A 21,219-nucleotide genomic window follows, 5' to 3' on the forward strand; every position below is an offset into this window, starting at 1 on the left:
AAGCTCGCTTTTTTTATTCTTTCATTTTAGACTTTAAATTTGTAACTAATTGATCTACCGTTACATTTGCAAGTACGTTTTCCATCGCTTCTTGCGCTTGCATTAAAATAATTTCTAATACTGATTGAATATTAGCTCCTACTGGACATTCAATGTTGGGATTTTCATGGAAGGAAAATAGTTGTCCTTCTTCTACAACTTCCACTGCTTTATATACATCAAGTAATGTAATTTCTTCTAAATCTCGAGCAAGTGTCGTACCACCTTTACCAGCTTGTACATCAACAAGTCCTGCTCTCTTCAACATTCCTGTAATGCGACGAATCACAACTGGATTTGTATTCACACTACCGGCAATCCATTCAGAGGTACAGCGAGAGTTTCGATCTATCGCAAGTAATGTCAGCATATGAACACCTACTGTAAAACGACTACTAATCCCCATCTGCACACCCTCCTTTTTATTCATTCTATTAAAAGACGACTCTTATTATTATATACTATTTTTAATTTATACATAAAGAAAAAGCATGATTTCAATAGGAAATCATGCTTTTCTCTCATTATTGACGCTTTATAAATTTCGCTAAATCTTTAAATTTCACTTTATCTGAGTAATTCATTACGCCGTTTACGTAAATGCGGCTTGTAACAGCATTTAATACTGCAATTGTCGCCAATAAGACTGCTAATGTTATCGTAATTTCTAGCATACCTGCTTCACCAGCTACAATACGTGAGAAGGTAACCATCGGTGTAAAAAATGGAACGTAAGAACTTACAACAACGATAGTACTATTCGGATCACTTAATGATTTAATACTAATAAAGAATGCAGCCATAATTAAAATCATTACCGGGAAAGATACAGCTTGTAAATCCTCCGTCTTAGATACGACAGCTCCAGCAGCAGCATACATCATCGCATAAAGTAAATATCCCGTAATGAAATAAACAAGAAACATGCTGATAACTTTTGCATCTAATTTTGTAAAGTCAATTGGAATACCAAATAGTGAGGCACTTTCTAAATCGACCCAACCTAACAAATATGGAATAAGATAACCACACGCCAATACGACAAGTTGCAATAACGCCGTTGAAACAACCGCTAAAATTTTCGCATACATCATCGTAAGAGGCTTCACTTTCGGAAGCATTACTTCCATTACACGTGACGCCTTTTCAGATGCAATATTCATTGCGATTGTATTTCCGAACGCTACAATAAACATATATAAAGCAAATGTAAAGAAATAGGCAATTCCGAAAGAAGATGTACGATCTTTTATCGCTTCTTGCTTTACTTGAATTTCTGTTTGTAATTGCTGTGCAATTTCTGGTGAAACATTATTTTTGGCAATCGTCACCATCGTATATTGTTGCTTTAAATATCCTGCCATAATTGCAGAAGTTGCTTGGCTTGGAAATCCATTATACATATATGTAATCGATGGAGCCCCACCCTTTTCCGTCACATGGAATAGACCATCTAAATCGCCTTCTTCTACTTGCTTATGCAGTTTATCAAAATCATCCTTTGAACCAATTGTTATTTTTGCTGATGGCAATAGCTTATTTAGCTCATCTTTTTGTACTTTATATGTGGAACTCTCTACTACAACTGCAATTTTATCTTTATCCTTATTTTTATCATCGCCTGAAGTAAAATGATTAAATGTAAAAATCCCAAACACAACTAAAAATAAAATCGCACTCGTAATTAATGATTTCTTAGATAAAAACGCTTCCCTAAAATAAAATGAAAATACGTGAGAAAATTTACGCATCGTTATTTCGCCCTCTCTACAAAGATTTCGTTTAACGTCGGCTCTAACATTTTGAATTGTCGTAAGCTAACACCTTGCTCTTGCAACTGTTGCAAAATCTTGAGAGCTTCCGCATCGTCTTGTACTTTCACATAAAGAAGGCCTTGTTGTTTTTCATACGATACATGTATAGCTTCTAATCCCTTTTCATTCTCTACTGTATCTTCAATCGTTAAATTACGGAAACCGTATTCTTTCTTAATATCACTTAGCTGTCCTTTTACGACTGCTTCACCTTTTTTCAAAATACATACATGTTGGCAAAAAGCCTCTACTTGTTCCATACGATGACTTGATAAAATAATCGTCTTTCCGCTCTGTACTTGTTCTTCAATAATACTAGCTAACATCCCAGCATTAACTGGATCAAGGCCGCTGAATGGTTCATCTAGAATGAGAAGTTCCGGATTATGAAGAAGAGCAGCAATTAATTGGATTTTTTGCTGATTCCCTTTTGAAAGCTCTCCAGCCGTTTTAAATTTATATTCTGGTATCGCTAAACGCTCTAACCAGTGATCAATAGCGTGATCCACTTCTTTCTTCGACATTCCTTCTAATCTACCAAAATATCGCAGCTGATCTATTACTCTACTTTTTGTATATAAACCTCTTTCTTCTGGTAAATACCCAATTGTTACACCACTATTTCCAAATGCTTTTCCATCCCATGTAATCGAACCTTCATTAGGCGTTAATAATCCGAGAAGCATTTTGATTGTTGTTGTTTTCCCTGCACCATTTCGTCCAAGTAACCCTAGTACTTCACCTTTTGGTAACGAAATTTGCAAACCGTTAACTGCTTTTGATTCCCCAAATTGTTTCGTTAAGTTTTGAATTTGTAAACTCAAGTATAAAGCCTCCCCTTTAGTATCATTCGTACTCTCTTTCAAAGACTATGTTTATTCAAGACAAAATATAGCACCACGCTTCATCCTCTTATATGTAAACATCGTCATGAATCCATCATTTGTTCTATTTAGTTAAAATTGTAAATAACAAAGTTCTTTTTGTCAATTATAATTGTCATTACGACAATAAAACTTGTCAAAACAGCTATTATTATTTTGCTCATCTTTCTAATATAGGACATACTACTATATATACAAAAGACAATATGCAAATGTTCATATAAAAATATTATATTTTAATATATAATATAAAATGATTTTCTAACATCAAGGAGGATACATATGAAGATGAAGAGGGGCATTACCACTTTATTATCTGTAGCGGTTCTATCTACATCACTTGTAGCATGTTCAGGAACACCAGAGAAAACAGTGGCGAAAGAAGAGAAAGTAAAATTAACAGAACAACAATTAATGGCTGATTTATGGTATCAAACAGCCGGTGAAACGAAAGCACTTTACTACCAAGGGTACAACATTGGTCAATTAAAGCTTGATGCAATTCTTGCAAAAGGGACAGAGAAAAAACCTGCTATCGTGCTTGATTTAGACGAAACTGTTTTAGATAACAGTCCTCATCAGGCAATGAGCGTAAAAACAGGCAAAGGCTATCCTTACAAATGGGATGATTGGATTAACAAAGCTGAAGCTGAAGCCCTTCCAGGCGCAATTGATTTCTTAAAATATACAGAGTCTAAAGGTGTAGATATTTACTACATCTCAAATCGTAAAACGAATCAACTAGATGCGACAATTAAAAATCTTGAGCGTGTAGGTGCTCCTCAAGCAACGAAAGAACATATATTACTACAAGATCCGAAAGAAAAAGGAAAAGAAAAACGCCGTGAACTCGTTTCTCAAACCCATGATATTGTCTTATTCTTCGGTGATAACTTATCTGATTTCACAGGTTTTGATGGAAAATCTGTAAAAGATCGTAACCAAACAGTAGCAGATTCAAAAGCACAATTTGGTGAGAAATTCATTATTTTCCCGAATCCAATGTATGGCGATTGGGAAGGCGCTTTATATGATTATGATTTCAAAAAATCAGATGCAGAAAAAGATAAAATCCGTCGCGACAACTTAAAATCATTTGATGTAAAATAAAAGAGGATGGCATTCGCCATCCTCTTTTATTTTACTTTCTCTGTTAAAGGCAAGATAAATACTTCCACACGTCTATTCTTTGCCTTTCCTTCCTGTGTATCGTTTGGAGCAATTGAACGGTATTCTCCGTATCCAATCGCACTAAATTTTTCTGGTTGTAATTCTTTATTTTGCAGTAATACTTGCATAAAATTAACTGCCCGCTGCGTACTTAATTCCCAATTCGACGCAAACTGCGCATTGGCAATAGGGACATTATCCGTATGACCCGATACTGTAATTTCACGAGGTGACGCTGAAACAAGTAAGCTAGACATCTCTTTTGCAATCCCTAAAGATTCTAATTTCACATCTGCTTTCCCCGAATCAAACAGTATATTTTCTAATATTGTCACCATTAATCCCTTTTCAGTTAATTTAGTTTGAAAAGAAGAAGATAATTGTTTTTCATTAATATATTGATCAATCTTTTTTTGTAATGCTTTCAATTCATCCATCTCTTTTTTTTCTTTAGCTCTAGCTTCTTCTTGTTTTTTTGCTTGTTCTGCCTCAAGGCTACTTGCTGATAATTCTTTTTCATCATTTGGCTTTTGATCACTTAAAAATTCTTTGTTACCTGTTCCCCCAGCTAATTCACTTCGAAAAGCAACTGCCATCTGTTTAAACTTCGCAGCATCTATACTACTCATTGCGAATAAAACGATAAACAATGCAAATAACAACGTTAACATATCAGAATATGGGATTAACCACGTTTCATCGATATGCTCATCATGTTTTTTCTTTTTGCCTCTTCTATTTTTCTTACTCCGCATTTTTTTCTGCTCCTTTTTCTAGCTTTTTACGCTCAGTTGCAGAAAGTGCACCTAAAATGCGGTTCTTCATAATAAACGGATATGTACCTTCTTGTAACATTAATAAACAATCAATGATTAAACGTTTTTTCTCAATTTCAGCTGAAGATTTTTGCTTTAACTTATTTGCAAATGGATGCCATAATACATAACCTGAAAAAATACCAAAAATCGTTGCAATAAACGCACCCGAAATAGCATGACCTAACTTTTCAATATCAGTTAAGTTACCAAGCGCAGCTACAAGACCGATAACAGCACCTAAAACTCCTAATGTCGGTGCATACGTACCAGCTTGTGAAAAAATAGCAGCTCCCTTTGCATGTCTTTCTTCAATTGCTTCTAATTCAGATTCCAAAATCTGCTCTAAATCTTCTGCGGATACGCCATCAATCACAAATTTCATACCGCGCAAAAGAAATTCATCTTGAATTTTGTCTAATTGTTGCTCTAAAGACAAAATACCGTATTTTCTACTTTCAGATGTCCAATGAACAAATAATTCTAGCAACTGTTCATAACTTAAATCCTTTTTATTTGAACCAAAAAGAACTTTAAATAGTTTTGGAACCCTTTTTAGTTGATTCATCGGAAATGCAATACATACTGCAGCAAATGTACCGATAAAAATAATTAATGCTGCGGCAGGATTTAATAAGGCTGTTACGTCAGCGCCCTTGACGACCATCCCTACTACCACTGCTACAAATCCTAAAATAAGTCCAATAATTGTTGCAAAATCCATTCCCATTCACTCCTAGTCTATACAAGAAGTTCTTTATTCTCGATAATCGCTACATCTTCTTATGTATATATATTACATAAAAAATGCAAATCATGAAAGATAAGAAATGAATTATATAAAAAAATACTACAAATTCACACATTTTCTGACATTTTCTTTGCATTTCTATTACGTTATGACTCTTATATTCCTTTTCCAACAAACTAGATTTATAATAAAAAAAACAATACACATTTTATGAAGAAGGGACTGTGATTACAAGGCATCATGAAAAAGATAATAATTATTTCTGCCACTACTATTGTAATCGGGATCACATCTTTCGCTTACTTTGGTTCTAAAACACCACTACATAATGAAGCAAAAGCTGTCGAAAGTCAAAAGCATAATAACCATAAAAAAGAAGAGATTCCTGCTTTTCCAAAAGCTGATCATAATGCAAAGAAAATAGACAATGACTTTTCAGTTGTAACAAATCCAAAATCTAATCTTGTCTTAATTAATAAACATCGAAAACTACCAGATGGATACATTCCTGAAGACTTAACGAGACCAAATGTACCATTTATTAGTCCAAAAGATAAAGAAAAAACATTGCTGCGCAAAGATGCTGCCGAGGCACTTGAAAACATGTTCAAAGCTGCGAAAAAAGAAGGGCTTGATCTTACAGCTGTATCTGGTTATCGTTCATACAAACGCCAAAAATCGTTGCATGATACATACGTTAGACGTCAAGGAAAAGCCGAAGCTAATTCGGTAAGCGCAATTCCTGGTACAAGTGAACACCAAACGGGTTTAGCAATGGATATTAGTTCAAAATCAGCTAAATTTCAATTAGAGCCTATCTTCGGAGAGACAGCAGAAGGAAAATGGGTCGCGGAACATGCTCATGAATTCGGCTTTGTCATTCGTTACTTAGAAGATAAAACAGATACAACAGAATATGCCTATGAACCATGGCACTTACGCTACGTTGGTAATCCATACGCTACATACCTATATAAACATCACTTAACATTAGAAGAAGCGATGGAAGACAAAAAATAAGAGAGCAAATTGCTCTCTTATTTTTCTTTCACTCTATTATTGTAGTAATTTCTTCTTCCATTCTTCAGGCCATGGTTCGCCTCTTCCTGTTTTTTTCGAAGCTTGAACCATCATTCCGCGACCTACTAAACAAACCTCTCCTGCTGCATTCTTCACCATATAATGTAAATCTAAAGAAGAATTCCCGACCGATCCTGCCTTTACATACACCTTCAGCTGTTCATCAAAATATATTTGCTTAATAAAATTACATTGTAAATCCGCAACAACGATCATCGTTTCTGATGATGCATGTGTCCACTCTTGCATAAATCCAAGTTCTTTAAACAACGCAATACGAGCTTCTTCAAAATAAGTAAAAGCAACGACATTATTTACATGTCCAAACATATCTACTTCACCAAAACGAACCTTTACAGGGTTGTAAAACGAAAAACCACTTTCCCATTGCTCAAAGTCTTCAATATAAGAAATCCTCTTCATTGTTATCTCTCCTTTTCACCTTGAAATAAACAGAATAAACAGAAAAATAAAGTTATAAATATTGCCTCTTCGATATGAAGAGGCAATATTTATTAATAGTTATTATCGCTACCAAAGAAATCTTTGAACGATTGAATTGTTGTATCACGGTTTAATGCCGCAATTGAAGTTGTTAAAGGAATACCCTTCGGACATGATTGCACACAGTTTTGAGAGTTACCACAGTTTGCTAGTCCTCCATCTCCCATAATTGCACGTAAGCGATCTGCTTTATGCATTTCACCCGTTGGATGTGAGTTGAATAAGCGAGCTTGTGATAACGGTGCTGGTCCAATAAAGTCAGACTTACTGTTTACGTTTGGACATGATTCTAAGCAAACACCACATGTCATACATTTTGAAAGCTCATAAGCCCATTGACGCTTTTTCTCAGGCATTCTTGGTCCTGGACCTAGGTCATACGTACCATCAATTGGAATCCACGCTTTAACGCGTTTTAGAGCATTAAACATGCGACTACGATCAACTTGTAAGTCACGTACAACCGGGAATGTCTTCATCGGTTTTAAGCGAATTGGTTGCTCTAATTGATCGATAAGTGCCGTACATGATTGACGTGGTTTTCCGTTAATCACCATCGAACATGCACCACATACTTCCTCTAAGCAGTTCATATCCCAGGCAATCGGAGTTGTTTGGTTCCCTTTTGAATCAACAGGATTACGACGGATTTCCATAAGTGCTGAGATAATATTCATATTCGGACGATATGGAATTTCAAACTCTTGGTCAAACGCTTGCGCATCTGGCCCGTCTTGTCTCGTAATGATGAGGCGGATTGTTTTCTCAGACATGTTGTTTATCCCCCTTCTCTTCACCCTTAGCAGCTACATCGTGTTTTGAAGAATAATCACGTTTACGCGGTTTAATTAACGAAATATCAACGTCCTCGTAATGGAATGCTGGTGCATTTCCTTCTCCCTCAAATTTTGCCATCGTAGTTTTTAAGAAGTTTGCATCATCACGATTTGGGAATTCAGGTTTGTAATGCGCCCCACGGCTCTCATTACGGTTATATGCGCCAATTGTAATAACACGTGCTAACTCAAACATATTTGCAAGTTGGCGTGTAAATGAAGCACCTTGGTTACTCCATCTTGCTGTATCGTTAATGTTAATACGTTTGTAACGAGCCATTAATTCTTCAATTTTCGCATCTGTTTCTAATAATTTTTTATTTTCACGAACTACTGTAACGTTATCTGTCATCCATTCTCCAAGCTCTTTATGAAGAACATACGCATTTTCGTTACCATCCATCGTTAAAATATTGTTAAATTTCTCTGTTTCGATTAATTCATTTTGCTCATATACAGTAGATGAAACAGCATCAGATGATTTAGAAAGACCTTTCATATACTCAATTGCGTTTGGTCCTGCTACCATACCACCATAAATTGCTGATAATAGTGAGTTCGCACCAAGACGGTTACCACCGTGCATAGAATAATCACACTCACCTGCTGCAAATAAACCTGGAATGTTTGTCATCTGTTTATAATCAACCCATAGTCCGCCCATTGAATAGTGAACAGCTGGGAAGATTTTCATCGGTAGTTTACGAGGATCATCCCCTGTAAATTTCTCATAGATTTCAATAATTCCACCTAGTTTAATATCTAGTTCTTTTGGATCTTTATGAGAAAGATCTAAGTAAACCATGTTTTCACCGTTAATACCTAGTTTTTGCTCTACGCAAACATCAAAGATTTCACGCGTTGCGATGTCACGAGGTACAAGGTTTCCGTAAGCCGGATATTTTTCTTCTAAGAAGTACCATGGTTTACCATCTTTATATGTCCAAACACGTCCACCTTCACCACGTGCAGATTCACTCATAAGACGTAATTTATCGTCTCCAGGAATTGCCGTTGGGTGAATTTGAATGAACTCACCGTTTGCATAATATGCGCCTTGTTGATATACAGCAGAAGCTGCTGTACCTGTATTGATAATGGAGTTTGTTGATTTTCCGAAAATGATACCAGGGCCCCCTGTTGCCATAATCACGGCATCTGCTCCGAAACTTCTAATCTCCATAGTTTGTAAGTCTTGTGCAACGATTCCTCGGCACACACCTTCATCATCAACAACAGCTCGTAAGAAATCCCAACCTTCATATTTCGTTACAAGTCCTGCTACTTCGTGACGACGTACTTGCTCATCTAATGCGTAAAGTAATTGCTGTCCAGTTGTTGCACCAGCAAATGCTGTACGGTGATGTTGCGTTCCACCAAATCGACGGAAATCAAGAAGTCCTTCTTCCGTACGGTTGAACATAACACCCATACGGTCCATTAAATGAATGATACCAGGTGCTGCTTCACACATTGCTTTAACTGGTGGTTGGTTCGCTAAGAAGTCCCCACCATAAATTGTATCGTCAAAGTGGATCCATGGAGAATCCCCTTCACCTTTCGTATTTACGGCACCGTTAATTCCGCCCTGAGCACATACAGAATGTGAACGTTTTACTGGTACTAAAGAAAACAGTTCAACATTTACTCCTGCTTCTGCCGCTTTAATCGTTGCCATTAAGCCAGCCAAGCCACCGCCGACTACTATAAGTTTCCCTTTCATGCTCTCCCACTCCTTACTGGTTTGCTAGCTGTGGATCGATGAACGCTAATAATGCACTCACACCTACATAAGATAAACCTAAGAAAATAGCTAATGTTACATAAGTAGAGATTCTTTGTGAACGTGGAGATACTGTAATTCCCCAGCTGATGCAGAATGTCCATAGTCCATTTGCAAAGTGGAAAATTGTTGAAACAACACCAACTAAGTAGAATGCAAACATAGCTGGATTGTTTAAAATATCTGCCATCATATCATAGTTTACCTCTTTACCTAACATTGCTTGAATACGAGTTTCCCAGACGTGCCAAGAAATGAAGATCAGCGTAACGATACCTGAAATTCTTTGGAAGACGAACATCCAGTTACGGAAATAACCGTAAGAAACCGCATTGTTCTTAGCTGTAAATGCAATATATAAGCCATATATAGCATGGTACAGTATCGGTAAAAAGATGATGAAAATTTCTAGCGCATACCGGAATGGAAGGAGCTCCATAAAGCCTGCAGCTTTGTTAAAAGCCTCTGCTCCTCGTGTTGCAAAGTTGTTTACAATTAAATGTTGCGTCAAAAAGACACCAACCGGGATGACCCCCATTAATGAGTGCCACTTACGAAACGTATACTCGCGGCCTTTCATGTCCCCATTACCCCCCTTGAATGTTTGACTGCTGTTTTCAGATTAGTTTATGACAATAATGTTTTTTCACTATTGGCATAAGAAAAACTGAAAAAATTATTCGAAATATTTCAGCATAATTTGATACCAAGTTCATTTTACTCCTATTTTTGTCGAAGCGTCAAGAAAACGTATACATAATTTGCATATAATTTGCCAATTCTTTTTTTCTTCTTATATATTCAGATTTTCCTAAAGAAAAATCTGTTTTTATAAATGTGAAATGTTATATAATAATCCCTATAGAAAGAGGGGAATATTGTGAGTAAAAATACAATCGATACAACATCTTTAGAAGATGTTTCATTGAACGCCTTCGCTTATGAATTGCTACGTGAAGAATTACTACCTGATTTAATCGGCAACGATTTAGATGGTATTTTATACTGGTCTGGTAGAAACCTTGCAAGAAAATATCCGCTAGAAACAATTGAAGAAGTCATTCAGTTCTTTGAAAAGGCTGGCTGGGGCACTTTAAGCATTGTTGAACATAAGCGTCGTGAAATGCAGTTCCAACTTAAAGGCACACTCATCGCAGAACGTCAAAAACAAAAACGACATTCTTCTTATCAACTAGAAGCCGGATTCATCGCTGAACAAATCCAAAAGCAACGGAACGTCGTTGCAGAGTCATACGAAGAAAAGAAAAAACGTTCTGACTCTATTACATTTCTTGTAAAATGGGATATAAAAGATCTCATTGAAGTGTAAGCATTACCTACAGTCAACTAGACATATCAGTTTAGTTGACTTTTTTGTATTTTCATTCAGATGAGTTTATTTTAAATCTTCAGAAATTATACCAAAAAACAGAAGACGTTGTAAACTACAACGTCTTCTTATCTGTTAAATACGTATAAATCGTCTCCGCGACATTTTTCGGCATACCCGCTTCGACAAATTCCTCTATAGAAGCTTCTTTCATCTTCTTTAATGAACCAAAATGTTTTAACAATACCTTTTTCCGTTTATCACCGATTCCTGGAATATCATCCAATGCTGATTGAATGACAGATTTCCCATGTAATTGACGATGGAATGTAATCGCAAATCGATGCACCTCATCTTGAATACGCTGCAATAAATAAAATTCTTGGCTATTTCTCTCAAGCATCACAGGTTCCGGTGGATCCCCAATAATTAAATGGGAGGTTTTATGTTTATCATCTTTTACAAGACCTGCCATCGGAATATATAATCCGAGCTCATTTTCTAAAATATCACTTGCAGCCGCTAGATGGCCTTTTCCTCCATCAATAATAATCAAATCAGGTAAAGGTGAATTTTCTTTAAGCGCCCTTGTATAACGGCGCCTCACAACTTCTCTCATAGACTCATAATCATCTGGCCCTTGAACCGTTTTAATTTTATATTTTCGATACTCTTTCTTCGCCGGTTTCCCATCGATAAAAGCAATCATTGCAGAAACGGGATTTGTTCCTTGAATATTTGAGTTATCAAACGCTTCAATACGATACGGCGTTTCAATCCCAAGCTGCTTCCCTAAATGATCTACCGCTTTAATCGTTCGTTCTTCATCACGTTCAATTAAGTAAAACTTCTCTTCAAGAGCAATCTTCGCATTTTTATTTGCCAATTCTACAAGGTCTTTTTTCTTACCACGTTTCGGCTGCGTCGCTTCCACTTCTAAAAAGCGCTCTACTAATTCCGAGTCTATACTTCCTGGAACGACAATTTCCTTCGGCTTAAAATGACTACTGTTTTCATAAAATTGGCCGATAAACGTTAAAAAACCCTCTTCTGGTTCATCGTAAATTGGAAACATAGAAACATCACGTTCAATTAGCTTTCCTTTTCGAACGAAGAAAACTTGAACACACATCCATCCTTTATCCACTGCATATCCAAACACATCACGATCTACTAAGTCACTCATAATCATCTTTTGTTTTTCCATAATCGCATCAATATGAGCAATTTGATCACGCAACTCTTTTGCACGTTCAAACTCTAGTTTCTCTGAGGCCTCATACATTTTTATTTCTAGTTCTGAACGAACTTCTTTATGTCCACCATTTAAAAACTTAATAATTTCATCTACAATTTCTTTATTTTGTTCTTCCGTCACTTCTTTCACACAAGGCGCTAAACATTGACCCATATGATAATACAAACAAACTTTATCTGGCATATTCGTGCATTTCCGAAGTGGATACATACGATCTAGCAGTTTTTTCGTTTCATGAGCAGATTGTGCATTTGGATAAGGACCAAAATATTTCCCTTTATCCTTTTTTACGTTTCGAGTAATGAGTAAGCGCGGTTGCTTCTCCGCCGTAATTTTAATAAAAGGATATGTTTTATCATCTTTTAATTGAATATTATATTTCGGATCATATTTTTTAATTAGATTTAACTCTAAAATAAGTGCTTCTAAATTCGAAGAGGTTACAATATATTCAAAATCAACAATTTCTCCTACAAGCCGCAGTGTTTTCCCATCATGTGAACCAGTAAAGTACGAGCGCACACGATTTTTAAGCACTTTTGCCTTTCCGACATATATAACCGTTCCTTGCTTATCTTTCATCAAATAACAACCAGGTTGATCTGGTAAAATAGCCAACTTCTCTTTCAAATGTTCGTGCACTCGTCTCCCTCCATTTCTACATACTTAGCATTTTTATTTTCCCTTGAAAACATACTATGCCCAAACACCCAACATACGTTCTTTTATTGTAACGGAAAGACTGTAAAAAAGAAAATAAAAAAAGCTACCAAATGGTAGCTTTTTTTATTTTAGAAGTGTTTAGAAACTAATTCTACTAACGCTTCTTTCGGTTTGTAACCTAACGCTTGATCAACTACTTTACCGTCTTTTAATACGAAAAGAGCTGGAATGCTCATTACTTCGAATTGACGAGCAGTTTCTTGGTTTTCATCAACGTCTACTTTTACTACTTTTACTTTTTCGCCTAGTTCTGCATCAATTTCCTCTAATACAGGAGCGATCATTTTACAAGGTCCACACCAAGGTGCCCAGAAATCTAATAATACAACACCTTCGCTAGTTTCTGCTGCGAAGCTTTGGTCATTTGCGTTTACAATTGCCATTTTATTTCCTCCTTCAAGTATATTCTACCAAGAGTATATCATTAACTTATATACGTGGCGAATAATATGTATCGTTATGTATTGTAACAAAAAAATGTTCCTTTATACTATATAAAAATACGGATTAAATACTAAAAAGATGAGAGACAGGGGATCTCTCACCTTTTTCTATATATAGGGGTACTTCACTTGGAACTCAAGGGTACTTAAATCATGAATGTACTTTTAACTTTTTAAACTCTTCTGTTAAAAGAGGTACAACTTCGAATAAGTCACCGACAATACCATAGTCAGCTACTTTAAAGATACTTGCTTCTGGATCTTTATTAATCGCAACGATTATTTTTGAGTTAGACATACCTGCTAAATGCTGAATCGCACCAGAAATACCACATGCAATGTATAAGTCTGGCGTAACAACTTTACCAGTTTGACCAATTTGTAATGAGTAATCACAGTATTCAGCGTCACAAGCACCACGAGATGCCCCAACAGCGCCGCCTAGTACGTCCGCTAACTCTTTTAATGGCTTAAAGCCTTCTTCACTCTTCACACCACGTCCACCAGCGATAATAACTTTTGCTTCAGAAAGATCCACACCTTCTGCTGTTTTACGGACAACATCTTGAATGATTGTACGTAAATCTTTCACATCAACTGTGATAGAAGATACGTCACCGCTGCGAGACTCATCTTTTTCCAGAGTTGCAATGTTATTTGGACGCACTGTCGCAAATAAGATGCCGTCTGTTACAATCTTCTTCTCGAATGCTTTACCAGAGTAAATTGGACGAGTGAAGATAACATTTCCACCTTCAACCTCTAAAGCAGTTACGTCAGAAACTAAACCAGCTTCAAGCTTCGCTGCTAATTTTGGTGATAAATCTTTACCAAGTGCTGTATGTCCAAAAACGATACCTTCTGGATTTTCTTCAGCATGTACAGCTAAAAACGCTTGTGCATAACCATCAGATGTATATGATTTTAATTTATCATTTTCAACTGTCACAACGCGATCTGCACCGTAATGAATCAATTCATTTGCAAAAGAGGCAACACTGTCTCCAATTAGAAGACCTACTACTTCACCGCCTTCTGCAATTGTTTTTGCTGCTGCTACCGCTTCAAAAGAAACGTTACGTAGCGATCCATCACGAACTTCACCCATTACTAATACTTTACGAGCCATAGATTTTCCCTCCTGCATATATAATTTCGTATTTTATTAGATTACTTTCGCTTCTGTATGGAGCAACGATACAAGTTCTTTTACTTGATCTTGCAGCTCGCCTTGTAACACTTTTCCTGCATCTTTCTTAGGAGGCAAATAGATTTCAATTGTTTTTGTCTTTGCTTCCACATCATCTTCTTCTAAATCTAAATCATCTAATTCTAATTCTTCTAGCGGCTTTTTCTTCGCTTTCATAATACCTGGAAGCGATGGATAACGCGGTTCATTTAAACCTTGCTGTGCTGTTACTAAAACTGGTAATGAAGTTGCAATCACTTCTGTATCACCTTCAACATCACGCTCAATCTTCACATTTGTACCGTCAATTTCAAGTTTTGTAATTGTCGTTACATACGGAATATTTAACGCTTCAGCTACGCGTGGTCCTACTTGTCCAGATGCACCATCAATTGCAACGTTTCCGCCTAAAATTAAATCTGCATCTTTATCTTTTAAATATTCAGCAAGCACTTTTGCTGTCGTGAACTGGTCACCATTTTCTACATCATCTTCAATATTAATTAATACAGCTTTATCACAGCCCATTGCTAATGCAGTACGAAGTTCTTTCTCACTATCTTCGCCACCGACTGTTACAACTGTAACTTCTCCACCTTGTGCGTCTCTTACTTGAATTGCTTCTTCAATTGCATATTCATCGTAAGGGTTGATGATGAATTCCGCTTCGCCATCGTAAATTGCACCGTTTTTAATTACGATTTTTTCTTCTGTATCAAATGTTCGTTTCATGAGTACGTAGATGTTCATTCCATTTACCCCCTTGTTTTTCAGAAAGATTCTATCAATTTTAATTTTCTGTTAATTTATATTAAAAAAATAATTGAACTACCTGCCACTAAATGAAGGTTTACGCTTTTCTAAAAATGCAGCTACACCTTCTCTTCCATCTTCACTCGTAAATACTTCACCAAAAATTTGTGATTCACGTTGTACACCTTCATAGTAATGAGACGATTTTGTCGTTTGCAATAACTCTAGTACAGCACGAGTTGTTGCTGGACTTTTTCCAGCAATTTGTTTTGCAACTTTAAGCGTATCATCTAAAAGAGATTCTTCAGAGAACAATCCGTTAACAAGTCCCCACTTTAATGCTTCTGCACCAGTAATTGGTGTACTTGTTAACATCATTTCACAAGCTTTCGCTTTCCCAACATAACGTGGTAAGCGCTGTGTACCTGCAAAGCCAGGAATTAATCCAAGTGTTAATTCAGGTAAACCAAGTTTTGCACTTTCAGTTGCAAAGCGCATGTGGCAAGACATAGCAAACTCAAGGCCGCCGCCCAGTGCCGCTCCATGAATTGCCGCAATAACTGGTTTTGAACATTTTTCAACACGCTCAAACGTAACTTGTCCAAGCTGTGCTAATTCTGTTGCTTGCTTCGCTTCAGTAACAGATGTAAATTCTTTAATATCTGCTCCTGCTGAGAAGAAACGTCCTTCACCGTGAATAACAACAACACGAATGTTATCATCCTTTTCCACTTGATCAATTAATTCAGTAACGTCATGCATAACTTGTGAAGACATCGCATTCGCTGGTGCGTGATTTAACGTCGCCACCGCGATATGATCTTCAACTCTTACAGATAGGAATTTCAACATGATCCCTCCCATTATTGACGATAACCACAAGCTGCAATAAGTAGCCCGTGTACCGTTTTTGAAAGTGCGACCAGATCATACTTATGATCGCTCATTACCCAATTGGTCACAACTTCATCTACTGTTCCAAAGATCATTTGTCTTGCCACGCGAACATTTAAATCTGCTTGAAATTCACCTTGTTTTATACCAGTCTCTAAAATCTCATCCATAACTTGTAAGTAGCCTTTTAATACTTCATTTATTTTAAGGCGCAAGTCTTGATTGGACTGCCTTAGCTCTAATTGCGTAACGATAGCAAGAGGATCATTTTGCGACAACAGCAAGAAGTGCGTTTCTACCAACATGAATAACTTCGATACAGCGCTTTCAATTCCTGCTGTTTTTTGACGAATTGTTTCGACAAATTCTCCCATCTTCTCTTGGAATAAGGATATTAATATATCTTCTTTATTTTTAAAATATAAATAAATCGTGCCATCAGCTACCCCAGCTTGCTTTGCGATTTTAGAAACTTGCGCTTGGTGGTACCCATTCTCCGCAATCACAATGACTGCCGCATCAATAATTTGATTGTATTTCGGTCTATTTTTCTTCACTTTACTGTCCCCTTCAAGAAGATGACTGAATGAATAGTCATTCATATTCTTATAATACTGACTATTTAGAAAAGTGTCAATCCTATTTTTTCAAAAAGAAAGGGCCTTAGCCCGTTTGCTCATCCTCATTCTTTCTCTTCTCTTCATCTATTAGAACACGGCGTAAAATTTTCCCTACTGTCGTTTTTGGCAATTCATCTCTAAACTCATATACTTTCGGCACTTTATAAGCCGCTAAATATTTACGTGCAAACTGATTTAATTCTTCCTCAGAGCACTCCGTACCTTCTTTTAACACAACAAATGCTTTAACTGTCTCTCCTCGGTACGGATCTGGAACTCCAATTGTCACTACTTCTTGCACTTTTTCATGCTCATATAATACTTCTTCAACTTCACGAGGATACACATTAAATCCACTCGCGACAATCATATCTTTCTTGCGATCTTTTACATAGAAGAATCCATCTTCATCCATGTAGCCAACATCCCCTGTATGGAGCCAGCCATCTTGCAATACAGCCGCTGTTTCCTCTGGCTTATTCCAGTATCCTTTCATAATTTGAGGACCTTTCACTACAATTTCCCCTATTTCTCCTGGCGGTAATGCCTCACCAGTTTCAAGTGACATAATGATTGCTTCTGTATCTGGCCACGGAACTCCGATGCTACCTGGCACTCGCTTTTCCCATAAAAAATTACTATGTGTAACCGGAGAGGATTCTGTTAAACCATATCCCTCTACTAGTTTACCACCTGTAACTTTTTCGAACTTTTCCTGTACTTCTACTGGCAGTGGTGCTGATCCACTAATACAAGCACGAATAGAAGAAATATCGTATTCTTTTAAAAGCGGACTATTTAAAAGAGCGATATAAATAGTTGGTGCCCCTGGAAACAATGTCACTTTATGCTTCTTAATCGCTTCAAAAACCATTTTCATATCAAACTTTGGAATAAGGACCATTTTGTATCCTTGCATAATACTTAAATTCATAACAGCTGTCATACCATAAACATGGAAAAATGGAAGAACCCCAAGAACGACTTCTTCTCCTTCTTTGCAATTATATAACCATTGAACTCCCATTAACGTGTTAGAGACGAGGTTTTTATGCGTTAACATAACTCCTTTCGGAAATCCGGTTGTTCCTCCTGTGTACTGTAAAAGAGCTAGATCATTTTCAGGATCACAAGGCACCTCAACATTCGTATTCACTTCTTTTTCTACTGAATTCCAAAGATGAATCGTTTCACTCTCTGATACTTTCACAACTAAATTCGACTGTTTTTTCTGCACAAATGGATACAATAGATTTTTAGGGAATGGTAAAAAGTCTGCAATACGAGTTACGATAATATGCTCAATTTTTGTAGCAGATTGAACATTCGTTACTCTTGGAAACACTAAATCGAGACAAAGAATTACTTTTGCTCCCGAGTCATGAAGCTGATATTCTAATTCCCTTTCTGTATACAGTGGATTGGTTTGTACTACGATACCTCCCGCAAGTAATGTACCGTAATAACCAATTACAGCTTGCGGACAATTCGGCAACATAATAGCAACTCGATCACCCTTTTCCACACCGAGCTTTTGAAGATAATTTGCAAACCGCTTCACCTTATCATGGAAGTCCGAAAACGTAATATCCTTCCCTAAAAAGTGAAGCGCTTTCTTTTCTGGGTAGCGAGAAGCCATCTGTTCTACATATCTATGAAGCGGCTGAATATCATAAGAAACCGTACTCGGAATTTCCTCTGGATAACTTTTCAACCATGGTTTTTCCACCTTCATTCCCCCTTCAAATACATAAAAAATAAATGAATGTTCATTCATGATGGTTATTTTCATTATATTATAGTCACCATAGCGTTACAATCATAATATTCTGACTTTTATATAACTATGCTTTACTTCATTAACTTCTTATTATATGTAGAAACTCTCTTAATCTTAAAAGAGTAAGAGAGTTTGTCATTAACTTAATCTTATAATTGTTAATACCGCTCCTGGGGTAGTTGTTGATAATGTCGCAACAGCTAACAAACCAAATAATTGCAAACTAATTGCACTCCCCGCCGCAAGAGTCGTAATAATTGTCGCACTAAATGATGTCGTTGCTAATGCAGGAGAATTAATAGTCCCAGCAAGCGGTGCCCCATTAATTGTAATTCGTGAACTAACTAATAATGCAGCCGTTATATTAATTGAATATGAAATATAATAATTCCCTGCATTTGCAGCCGTAAATACTGTGTTCCCCCCAGACACTGTAATACCTGGACCGATATTCTGATTGTTTGGAAGTGGGACATTTGTTCCACCTAGTAGTACCGATATTGCTGTACCCGACGTATTATTTGCAAATGCGTATGTTGCCGTTATACTTGTGCCTGTTGCTCCTGTTGGACCTGTATCGCCTGTTGCTCCTGTTGGGCCTGTCGCTCCCGTTGGACCTGTCGCTCCCGTTGGACCCGTCGCTCCCGTTGGACCCGTTGCTCCCGTTACTCCTGTCGCCCCCGTTGGACCCGTTGCCCCTGTTATTCCTGTTGGGCCTGTTGCTCCTGTTGGGCCTGTTGCTCCTGTTGGGCCTGTGTCGCCTGTTACCCCTGTCGCCCCCGTTGAACCCGTTGCTCCTGTTGCTCCTGTTATTCCTGTCGCTCCTGTTGGTCCCGTTGCCCCTGTTATTCCTGTCGCTCCCGTTGGGCCTGTTGCTCCTGTTATTCCTGTCGCTCCTGTTGGACCCGTTGCCCCTGTTATTCCTGTCGCTCCCGTTGGACCTGTGTCGCCTGTTACTCCTGTCGCCCCCGTTGGGCCTGTTGCTCCTGTTGCCCCCGTCGGACCGGTTGGGCCAACCTTAGGAACTGTCCCATCGCAACTAAAACAGCATGAATCAACATGTACACCATTTTGATTATTACACCCACAATATCCATTTACGTTATTGCTCCATGAAGACATGTTGATCACTTCCTTTACATTCGATCTTTTTAGCGCAATCACCGACTTAAAAAACACCTATCTAAATAACAAAGAAATACTTTGCCTAGTTGGGGATAAAACACAGATTTCCTCCATACATTCTAGTAATTATTACATGCGATTCACTCTCCTTTTGCTTGTACTTTCGCCTTATCTCCACAGACTATTAACAATACACATTACACTATCGTACACAGCCACTTTCCCATTTAAACTTTCCACATTCGCCAATATTTTTAGTAAAGAGGCTTATTCTTCATAAATAGCGACTATAATATATAAAAATCCGTATAGTTCGTTATTTTTCGTCAAAATTTTAAAAATATATTGACACTTAAAATATCCTCATAGTATGATTTGGGTGTTGTAATTGATAACCATTTTCACTTATGGTACTAGTTACAAAAAACACTTAATTTGGGGGCAGAAGATGAAGAAAATTCTCAGTATTTTCATAGTAGTTCTTCTATTCGCTGTTGGATGCGGACAGCAAAAAGAGGAGAAAAAAGAAACAAAAGCGGACAATAAAAATCAAGCTATAACAATTAAACACGCTGAAGGGGAAACGAAGTTAGATAAACCAGCAAAAAAAGTAGTTGTACTTGAGTGGGTATATTCTGAAGACTTATTAGCACTTGGTGTTCAGCCAGTAGGGATGGCAGACATTAAGAATTATAATAAATGGGTAAATACAAAAACAAAACCGAGTAAAGATGTTGTAGATGTAGGGACACGTCAACAACCAAACTTAGAAGAAATTAGCCGTTTAAAACCAGACTTAATTATTACAGCTTCATTCCGTGGTAAAGCAATTAAAAATGAATTAGAGCAAATTGCACCAACAGTTATGTTTGATCCATCAACAAGCAATAACGATCACTTTGCTGAAATGACAGAAACATTTAAACAAATTGCAAAAGCAGTTGGAAAAGAAGAAGAAGGTAAAAAAGTATTAGCTGATATGGATAAAGCATTCGCTGATGCAAAAGCAAAAATTGAGAAAGCAGACTTAAAAGATAAAAACATTGCAATGGCACAAGCATTTACTGCTAAAAACGTACCAACATTCCGTATCTTAACTGACAATTCTTTAGCTTTACAAGTTACAAAAAAATTAGGTCTAACAAATACTTTTGAAGCAGGAAAATCTGAGCCAGATGGTTTTAAACAAACAACTGTAGAATCATTACAAAGTGTACAAGATTCAAACTTCATTTACATTGTAGCGGATGAAGATAACATTTTTGACACGCAACTAAAAGGCAACCCTGCTTGGGAAGAATTAAAGTTCAAAAAAGAAAACAAAATGTATAAATTAAAAGGCGACACTTGGATTTTCGGTGGTCCTGAGTCTGCAACATCTTTAGCAACACAAGTAGCAGATGTAATGACAGCGAAGAAGTGATTACA

General features: G+C 37.0%; 21 protein-coding genes. 4 read left to right on the forward strand and 17 right to left on the reverse strand.

Annotated features, from left to right (window positions below):
- Window positions 1-13: 13 nt before the first annotated feature.
- The 3 genes from ACX9TM_RS22840 to ACX9TM_RS22850 all read right to left on the reverse strand — a co-directional run bounded on the left by ACX9TM_RS22840 (window position 14) and on the right by ACX9TM_RS22850 (window position 2,677).
- Window positions 14-445: an Rrf2 family transcriptional regulator gene (locus ACX9TM_RS22840; protein ID WP_000512998.1), complete on the reverse strand. Its 432-nt coding sequence runs from the start codon at window positions 443-445 to the stop codon at window positions 14-16.
- 118 nt (window positions 446-563) lie between these two features.
- Window positions 564-1,790: an ABC transporter permease gene (locus tag ACX9TM_RS22845; protein WP_065211813.1), complete on the reverse strand. Its 1,227-nt coding sequence runs from the start codon at window positions 1,788-1,790 to the stop codon at window positions 564-566.
- Between the two features lie 2 nt (window positions 1,791-1,792).
- Window positions 1,793-2,677: an ABC transporter ATP-binding protein gene (locus tag ACX9TM_RS22850; RefSeq protein WP_000058117.1), complete on the reverse strand. Its 885-nt coding sequence runs from the start codon at window positions 2,675-2,677 to the stop codon at window positions 1,793-1,795.
- A gap of 342 nt (window positions 2,678-3,019) precedes the next feature.
- On the opposite strand from ACX9TM_RS22850, the gene ACX9TM_RS22855 reads away from it, so the two are divergent.
- Window positions 3,020-3,847 carry a 5'-nucleotidase, lipoprotein e(P4) family gene (locus tag ACX9TM_RS22855; RefSeq protein WP_000782767.1) on the forward strand — a complete coding sequence of 276 codons (828 nt, stop codon included), beginning with the start codon at window positions 3,020-3,022 and terminating at the stop codon, window positions 3,845-3,847.
- 26 nt (window positions 3,848-3,873) lie between these two features.
- Here the strand turns inward: ACX9TM_RS22855 and motB are convergent, their stop codons facing one another.
- Window positions 3,874-4,662: a flagellar motor protein MotB gene (motB, locus tag ACX9TM_RS22860; protein WP_001256734.1), complete on the reverse strand. Its 789-nt coding sequence runs from the start codon at window positions 4,660-4,662 to the stop codon at window positions 3,874-3,876.
- Window positions 4,652-5,446: a flagellar motor stator protein MotA gene (motA, locus tag ACX9TM_RS22865; protein WP_000344859.1), complete on the reverse strand. Its 795-nt coding sequence runs from the start codon at window positions 5,444-5,446 to the stop codon at window positions 4,652-4,654. Before motA ends, motB begins: the two co-directional genes overlap by 11 nt.
- A gap of 267 nt (window positions 5,447-5,713) precedes the next feature.
- Between motA and ACX9TM_RS22870 the strand changes: the two genes are divergently transcribed.
- Window positions 5,714-6,493, forward strand: coding sequence for a M15 family metallopeptidase (locus ACX9TM_RS22870; protein WP_000720201.1), 780 nt, complete (start codon window positions 5,714-5,716; stop codon window positions 6,491-6,493).
- A 36-nt stretch (window positions 6,494-6,529) separates the two neighbouring features.
- Here ACX9TM_RS22870 and ACX9TM_RS22875 read toward each other — a convergent pair whose 3' ends face one another.
- The 4 genes from ACX9TM_RS22875 to sdhC all read right to left on the reverse strand — a co-directional run bounded on the left by ACX9TM_RS22875 (window position 6,530) and on the right by sdhC (window position 10,256).
- The gene (locus tag ACX9TM_RS22875; RefSeq protein WP_000822734.1) at window positions 6,530-6,976 is read right to left on the reverse strand and encodes an acyl-CoA thioesterase; all 447 of its coding nucleotides are present in this window, start codon (window positions 6,974-6,976) and stop codon (window positions 6,530-6,532) included.
- Between the two features lie 92 nt (window positions 6,977-7,068).
- On the reverse strand, window positions 7,069-7,830 hold the full coding sequence (gene sdhB, locus ACX9TM_RS22880; RefSeq protein WP_001291827.1) for a succinate dehydrogenase iron-sulfur subunit: 762 nt from the start codon (window positions 7,828-7,830) through the stop codon (window positions 7,069-7,071).
- The gene (gene sdhA / locus ACX9TM_RS22885; protein ID WP_000676750.1) at window positions 7,823-9,616 is read right to left on the reverse strand and encodes a succinate dehydrogenase flavoprotein subunit; all 1,794 of its coding nucleotides are present in this window, start codon (window positions 9,614-9,616) and stop codon (window positions 7,823-7,825) included. The genes sdhB and sdhA overlap by 8 nt, the downstream gene beginning before the upstream one ends.
- Window positions 9,617-9,629: 13 nt before the next feature.
- The gene (gene sdhC, locus ACX9TM_RS22890; RefSeq protein ID WP_000678354.1) at window positions 9,630-10,256 is read right to left on the reverse strand and encodes a succinate dehydrogenase cytochrome B558; all 627 of its coding nucleotides are present in this window, start codon (window positions 10,254-10,256) and stop codon (window positions 9,630-9,632) included.
- A 300-nt stretch (window positions 10,257-10,556) separates the two neighbouring features.
- Between sdhC and ACX9TM_RS22895 the strand changes: the two genes are divergently transcribed.
- The gene (locus tag ACX9TM_RS22895) at window positions 10,557-11,006 is read left to right on the forward strand and encodes a YslB family protein (protein WP_000042226.1); all 450 of its coding nucleotides are present in this window, start codon (window positions 10,557-10,559) and stop codon (window positions 11,004-11,006) included.
- 115 nt (window positions 11,007-11,121) lie between these two features.
- On the opposite strand, the gene uvrC is transcribed toward ACX9TM_RS22895, so the two are convergent.
- The 8 genes from uvrC to ACX9TM_RS22935 all read right to left on the reverse strand — a co-directional run bounded on the left by uvrC (window position 11,122) and on the right by ACX9TM_RS22935 (window position 19,788).
- Window positions 11,122-12,906 carry an excinuclease ABC subunit C gene (uvrC, locus tag ACX9TM_RS22900; RefSeq protein ID WP_000544296.1) on the reverse strand — a complete coding sequence of 595 codons (1,785 nt, stop codon included), beginning with the start codon at window positions 12,904-12,906 and terminating at the stop codon, window positions 11,122-11,124.
- A 149-nt stretch (window positions 12,907-13,055) separates the two neighbouring features.
- On the reverse strand, window positions 13,056-13,370 hold the full coding sequence (gene trxA, locus ACX9TM_RS22905; protein ID WP_001018943.1) for a thioredoxin: 315 nt from the start codon (window positions 13,368-13,370) through the stop codon (window positions 13,056-13,058).
- Window positions 13,371-13,581: 211 nt separating this feature from the next.
- Window positions 13,582-14,559, reverse strand: coding sequence for an electron transfer flavoprotein subunit alpha (gene etfA, locus ACX9TM_RS22910; RefSeq protein WP_000101945.1), 978 nt, complete (start codon window positions 14,557-14,559; stop codon window positions 13,582-13,584).
- 36 nt (window positions 14,560-14,595) lie between these two features.
- Window positions 14,596-15,369: an electron transfer flavoprotein subunit beta gene (etfB, locus tag ACX9TM_RS22915; RefSeq protein WP_001029028.1), complete on the reverse strand. Its 774-nt coding sequence runs from the start codon at window positions 15,367-15,369 to the stop codon at window positions 14,596-14,598.
- Window positions 15,370-15,447: 78 nt separating this feature from the next.
- The gene (locus tag ACX9TM_RS22920; RefSeq protein ID WP_000911292.1) at window positions 15,448-16,224 is read right to left on the reverse strand and encodes an enoyl-CoA hydratase; all 777 of its coding nucleotides are present in this window, start codon (window positions 16,222-16,224) and stop codon (window positions 15,448-15,450) included.
- A gap of 11 nt (window positions 16,225-16,235) precedes the next feature.
- Window positions 16,236-16,823, reverse strand: coding sequence for a fatty acid metabolism transcriptional regulator FadR (gene fadR / locus ACX9TM_RS22925; protein WP_000742223.1), 588 nt, complete (start codon window positions 16,821-16,823; stop codon window positions 16,236-16,238).
- Between the two features lie 106 nt (window positions 16,824-16,929).
- Window positions 16,930-18,615 carry a long-chain-fatty-acid--CoA ligase gene (locus tag ACX9TM_RS22930; protein ID WP_000414746.1) on the reverse strand — a complete coding sequence of 562 codons (1,686 nt, stop codon included), beginning with the start codon at window positions 18,613-18,615 and terminating at the stop codon, window positions 16,930-16,932.
- 189 nt (window positions 18,616-18,804) lie between these two features.
- Complete coding sequence (locus ACX9TM_RS22935; RefSeq protein ID WP_050279540.1) at window positions 18,805-19,788, reverse strand: BclA C-terminal domain-containing protein; 984 nt, start codon at window positions 19,786-19,788, stop codon at window positions 18,805-18,807.
- 451 nt (window positions 19,789-20,239) lie between these two features.
- On the opposite strand from ACX9TM_RS22935, the gene ACX9TM_RS22940 reads away from it, so the two are divergent.
- Entirely contained in the window at window positions 20,240-21,214 is a 975-nt protein-coding gene (locus ACX9TM_RS22940; protein ID WP_000722821.1) for an ABC transporter substrate-binding protein, read from the forward strand.
- Window positions 21,215-21,219 lie beyond the last annotated feature (5 nt).

The sequence above is a fragment of the Bacillus sp. LH1 genome (assembly GCF_057924895.1).

Bases quoted from the DNA above. Each gene is read 5' to 3' on its own strand.
- ACX9TM_RS22840 (WP_000512998.1), bottom strand. From the start codon at position 445: ATGGGGATTAGTAGTCGTTTTACAGTAGGTGTTCATATGCTGACATTA.
- ACX9TM_RS22845 (WP_065211813.1), bottom strand. From the start codon at position 1,790: ATGCGTAAATTTTCTCACGTATTTTCATTTTATTTTAGGGAAGCGTTT.
- ACX9TM_RS22855 (WP_000782767.1), top strand. From the start codon at position 3,020: ATGAAGATGAAGAGGGGCATTACCACTTTATTATCTGTAGCGGTTCTA.
- motB (WP_001256734.1), bottom strand. From the start codon at position 4,662: ATGCGGAGTAAGAAAAATAGAAGAGGCAAAAAGAAAAAACATGATGAG.
- motA (WP_000344859.1), bottom strand. From the start codon at position 5,446: ATGGATTTTGCAACAATTATTGGACTTATTTTAGGATTTGTAGCAGTG.
- ACX9TM_RS22870 (WP_000720201.1), top strand. From the start codon at position 5,714: ATGAAAAAGATAATAATTATTTCTGCCACTACTATTGTAATCGGGATC.
- ACX9TM_RS22875 (WP_000822734.1), bottom strand. From the start codon at position 6,976: ATGAAGAGGATTTCTTATATTGAAGACTTTGAGCAATGGGAAAGTGGT.
- sdhB (WP_001291827.1), bottom strand. From the start codon at position 7,830: ATGTCTGAGAAAACAATCCGCCTCATCATTACGAGACAAGACGGGCCA.
- sdhA (WP_000676750.1), bottom strand. From the start codon at position 9,616: ATGAAAGGGAAACTTATAGTAGTCGGCGGTGGCTTGGCTGGCTTAATG.
- sdhC (WP_000678354.1), bottom strand. From the start codon at position 10,256: ATGAAAGGCCGCGAGTATACGTTTCGTAAGTGGCACTCATTAATGGGG.
- trxA (WP_001018943.1), bottom strand. From the start codon at position 13,370: ATGGCAATTGTAAACGCAAATGACCAAAGCTTCGCAGCAGAAACTAGC.
- etfA (WP_000101945.1), bottom strand. From the start codon at position 14,559: ATGGCTCGTAAAGTATTAGTAATGGGTGAAGTTCGTGATGGATCGCTA.
- etfB (WP_001029028.1), bottom strand. From the start codon at position 15,369: ATGAACATCTACGTACTCATGAAACGAACATTTGATACAGAAGAAAAA.
- ACX9TM_RS22920 (WP_000911292.1), bottom strand. From the start codon at position 16,224: ATGTTGAAATTCCTATCTGTAAGAGTTGAAGATCATATCGCGGTGGCG.
- ACX9TM_RS22935 (WP_050279540.1), bottom strand. From the start codon at position 19,788: ATGTCTTCATGGAGCAATAACGTAAATGGATATTGTGGGTGTAATAAT.
- ACX9TM_RS22940 (WP_000722821.1), top strand. From the start codon at position 20,240: ATGAAGAAAATTCTCAGTATTTTCATAGTAGTTCTTCTATTCGCTGTT.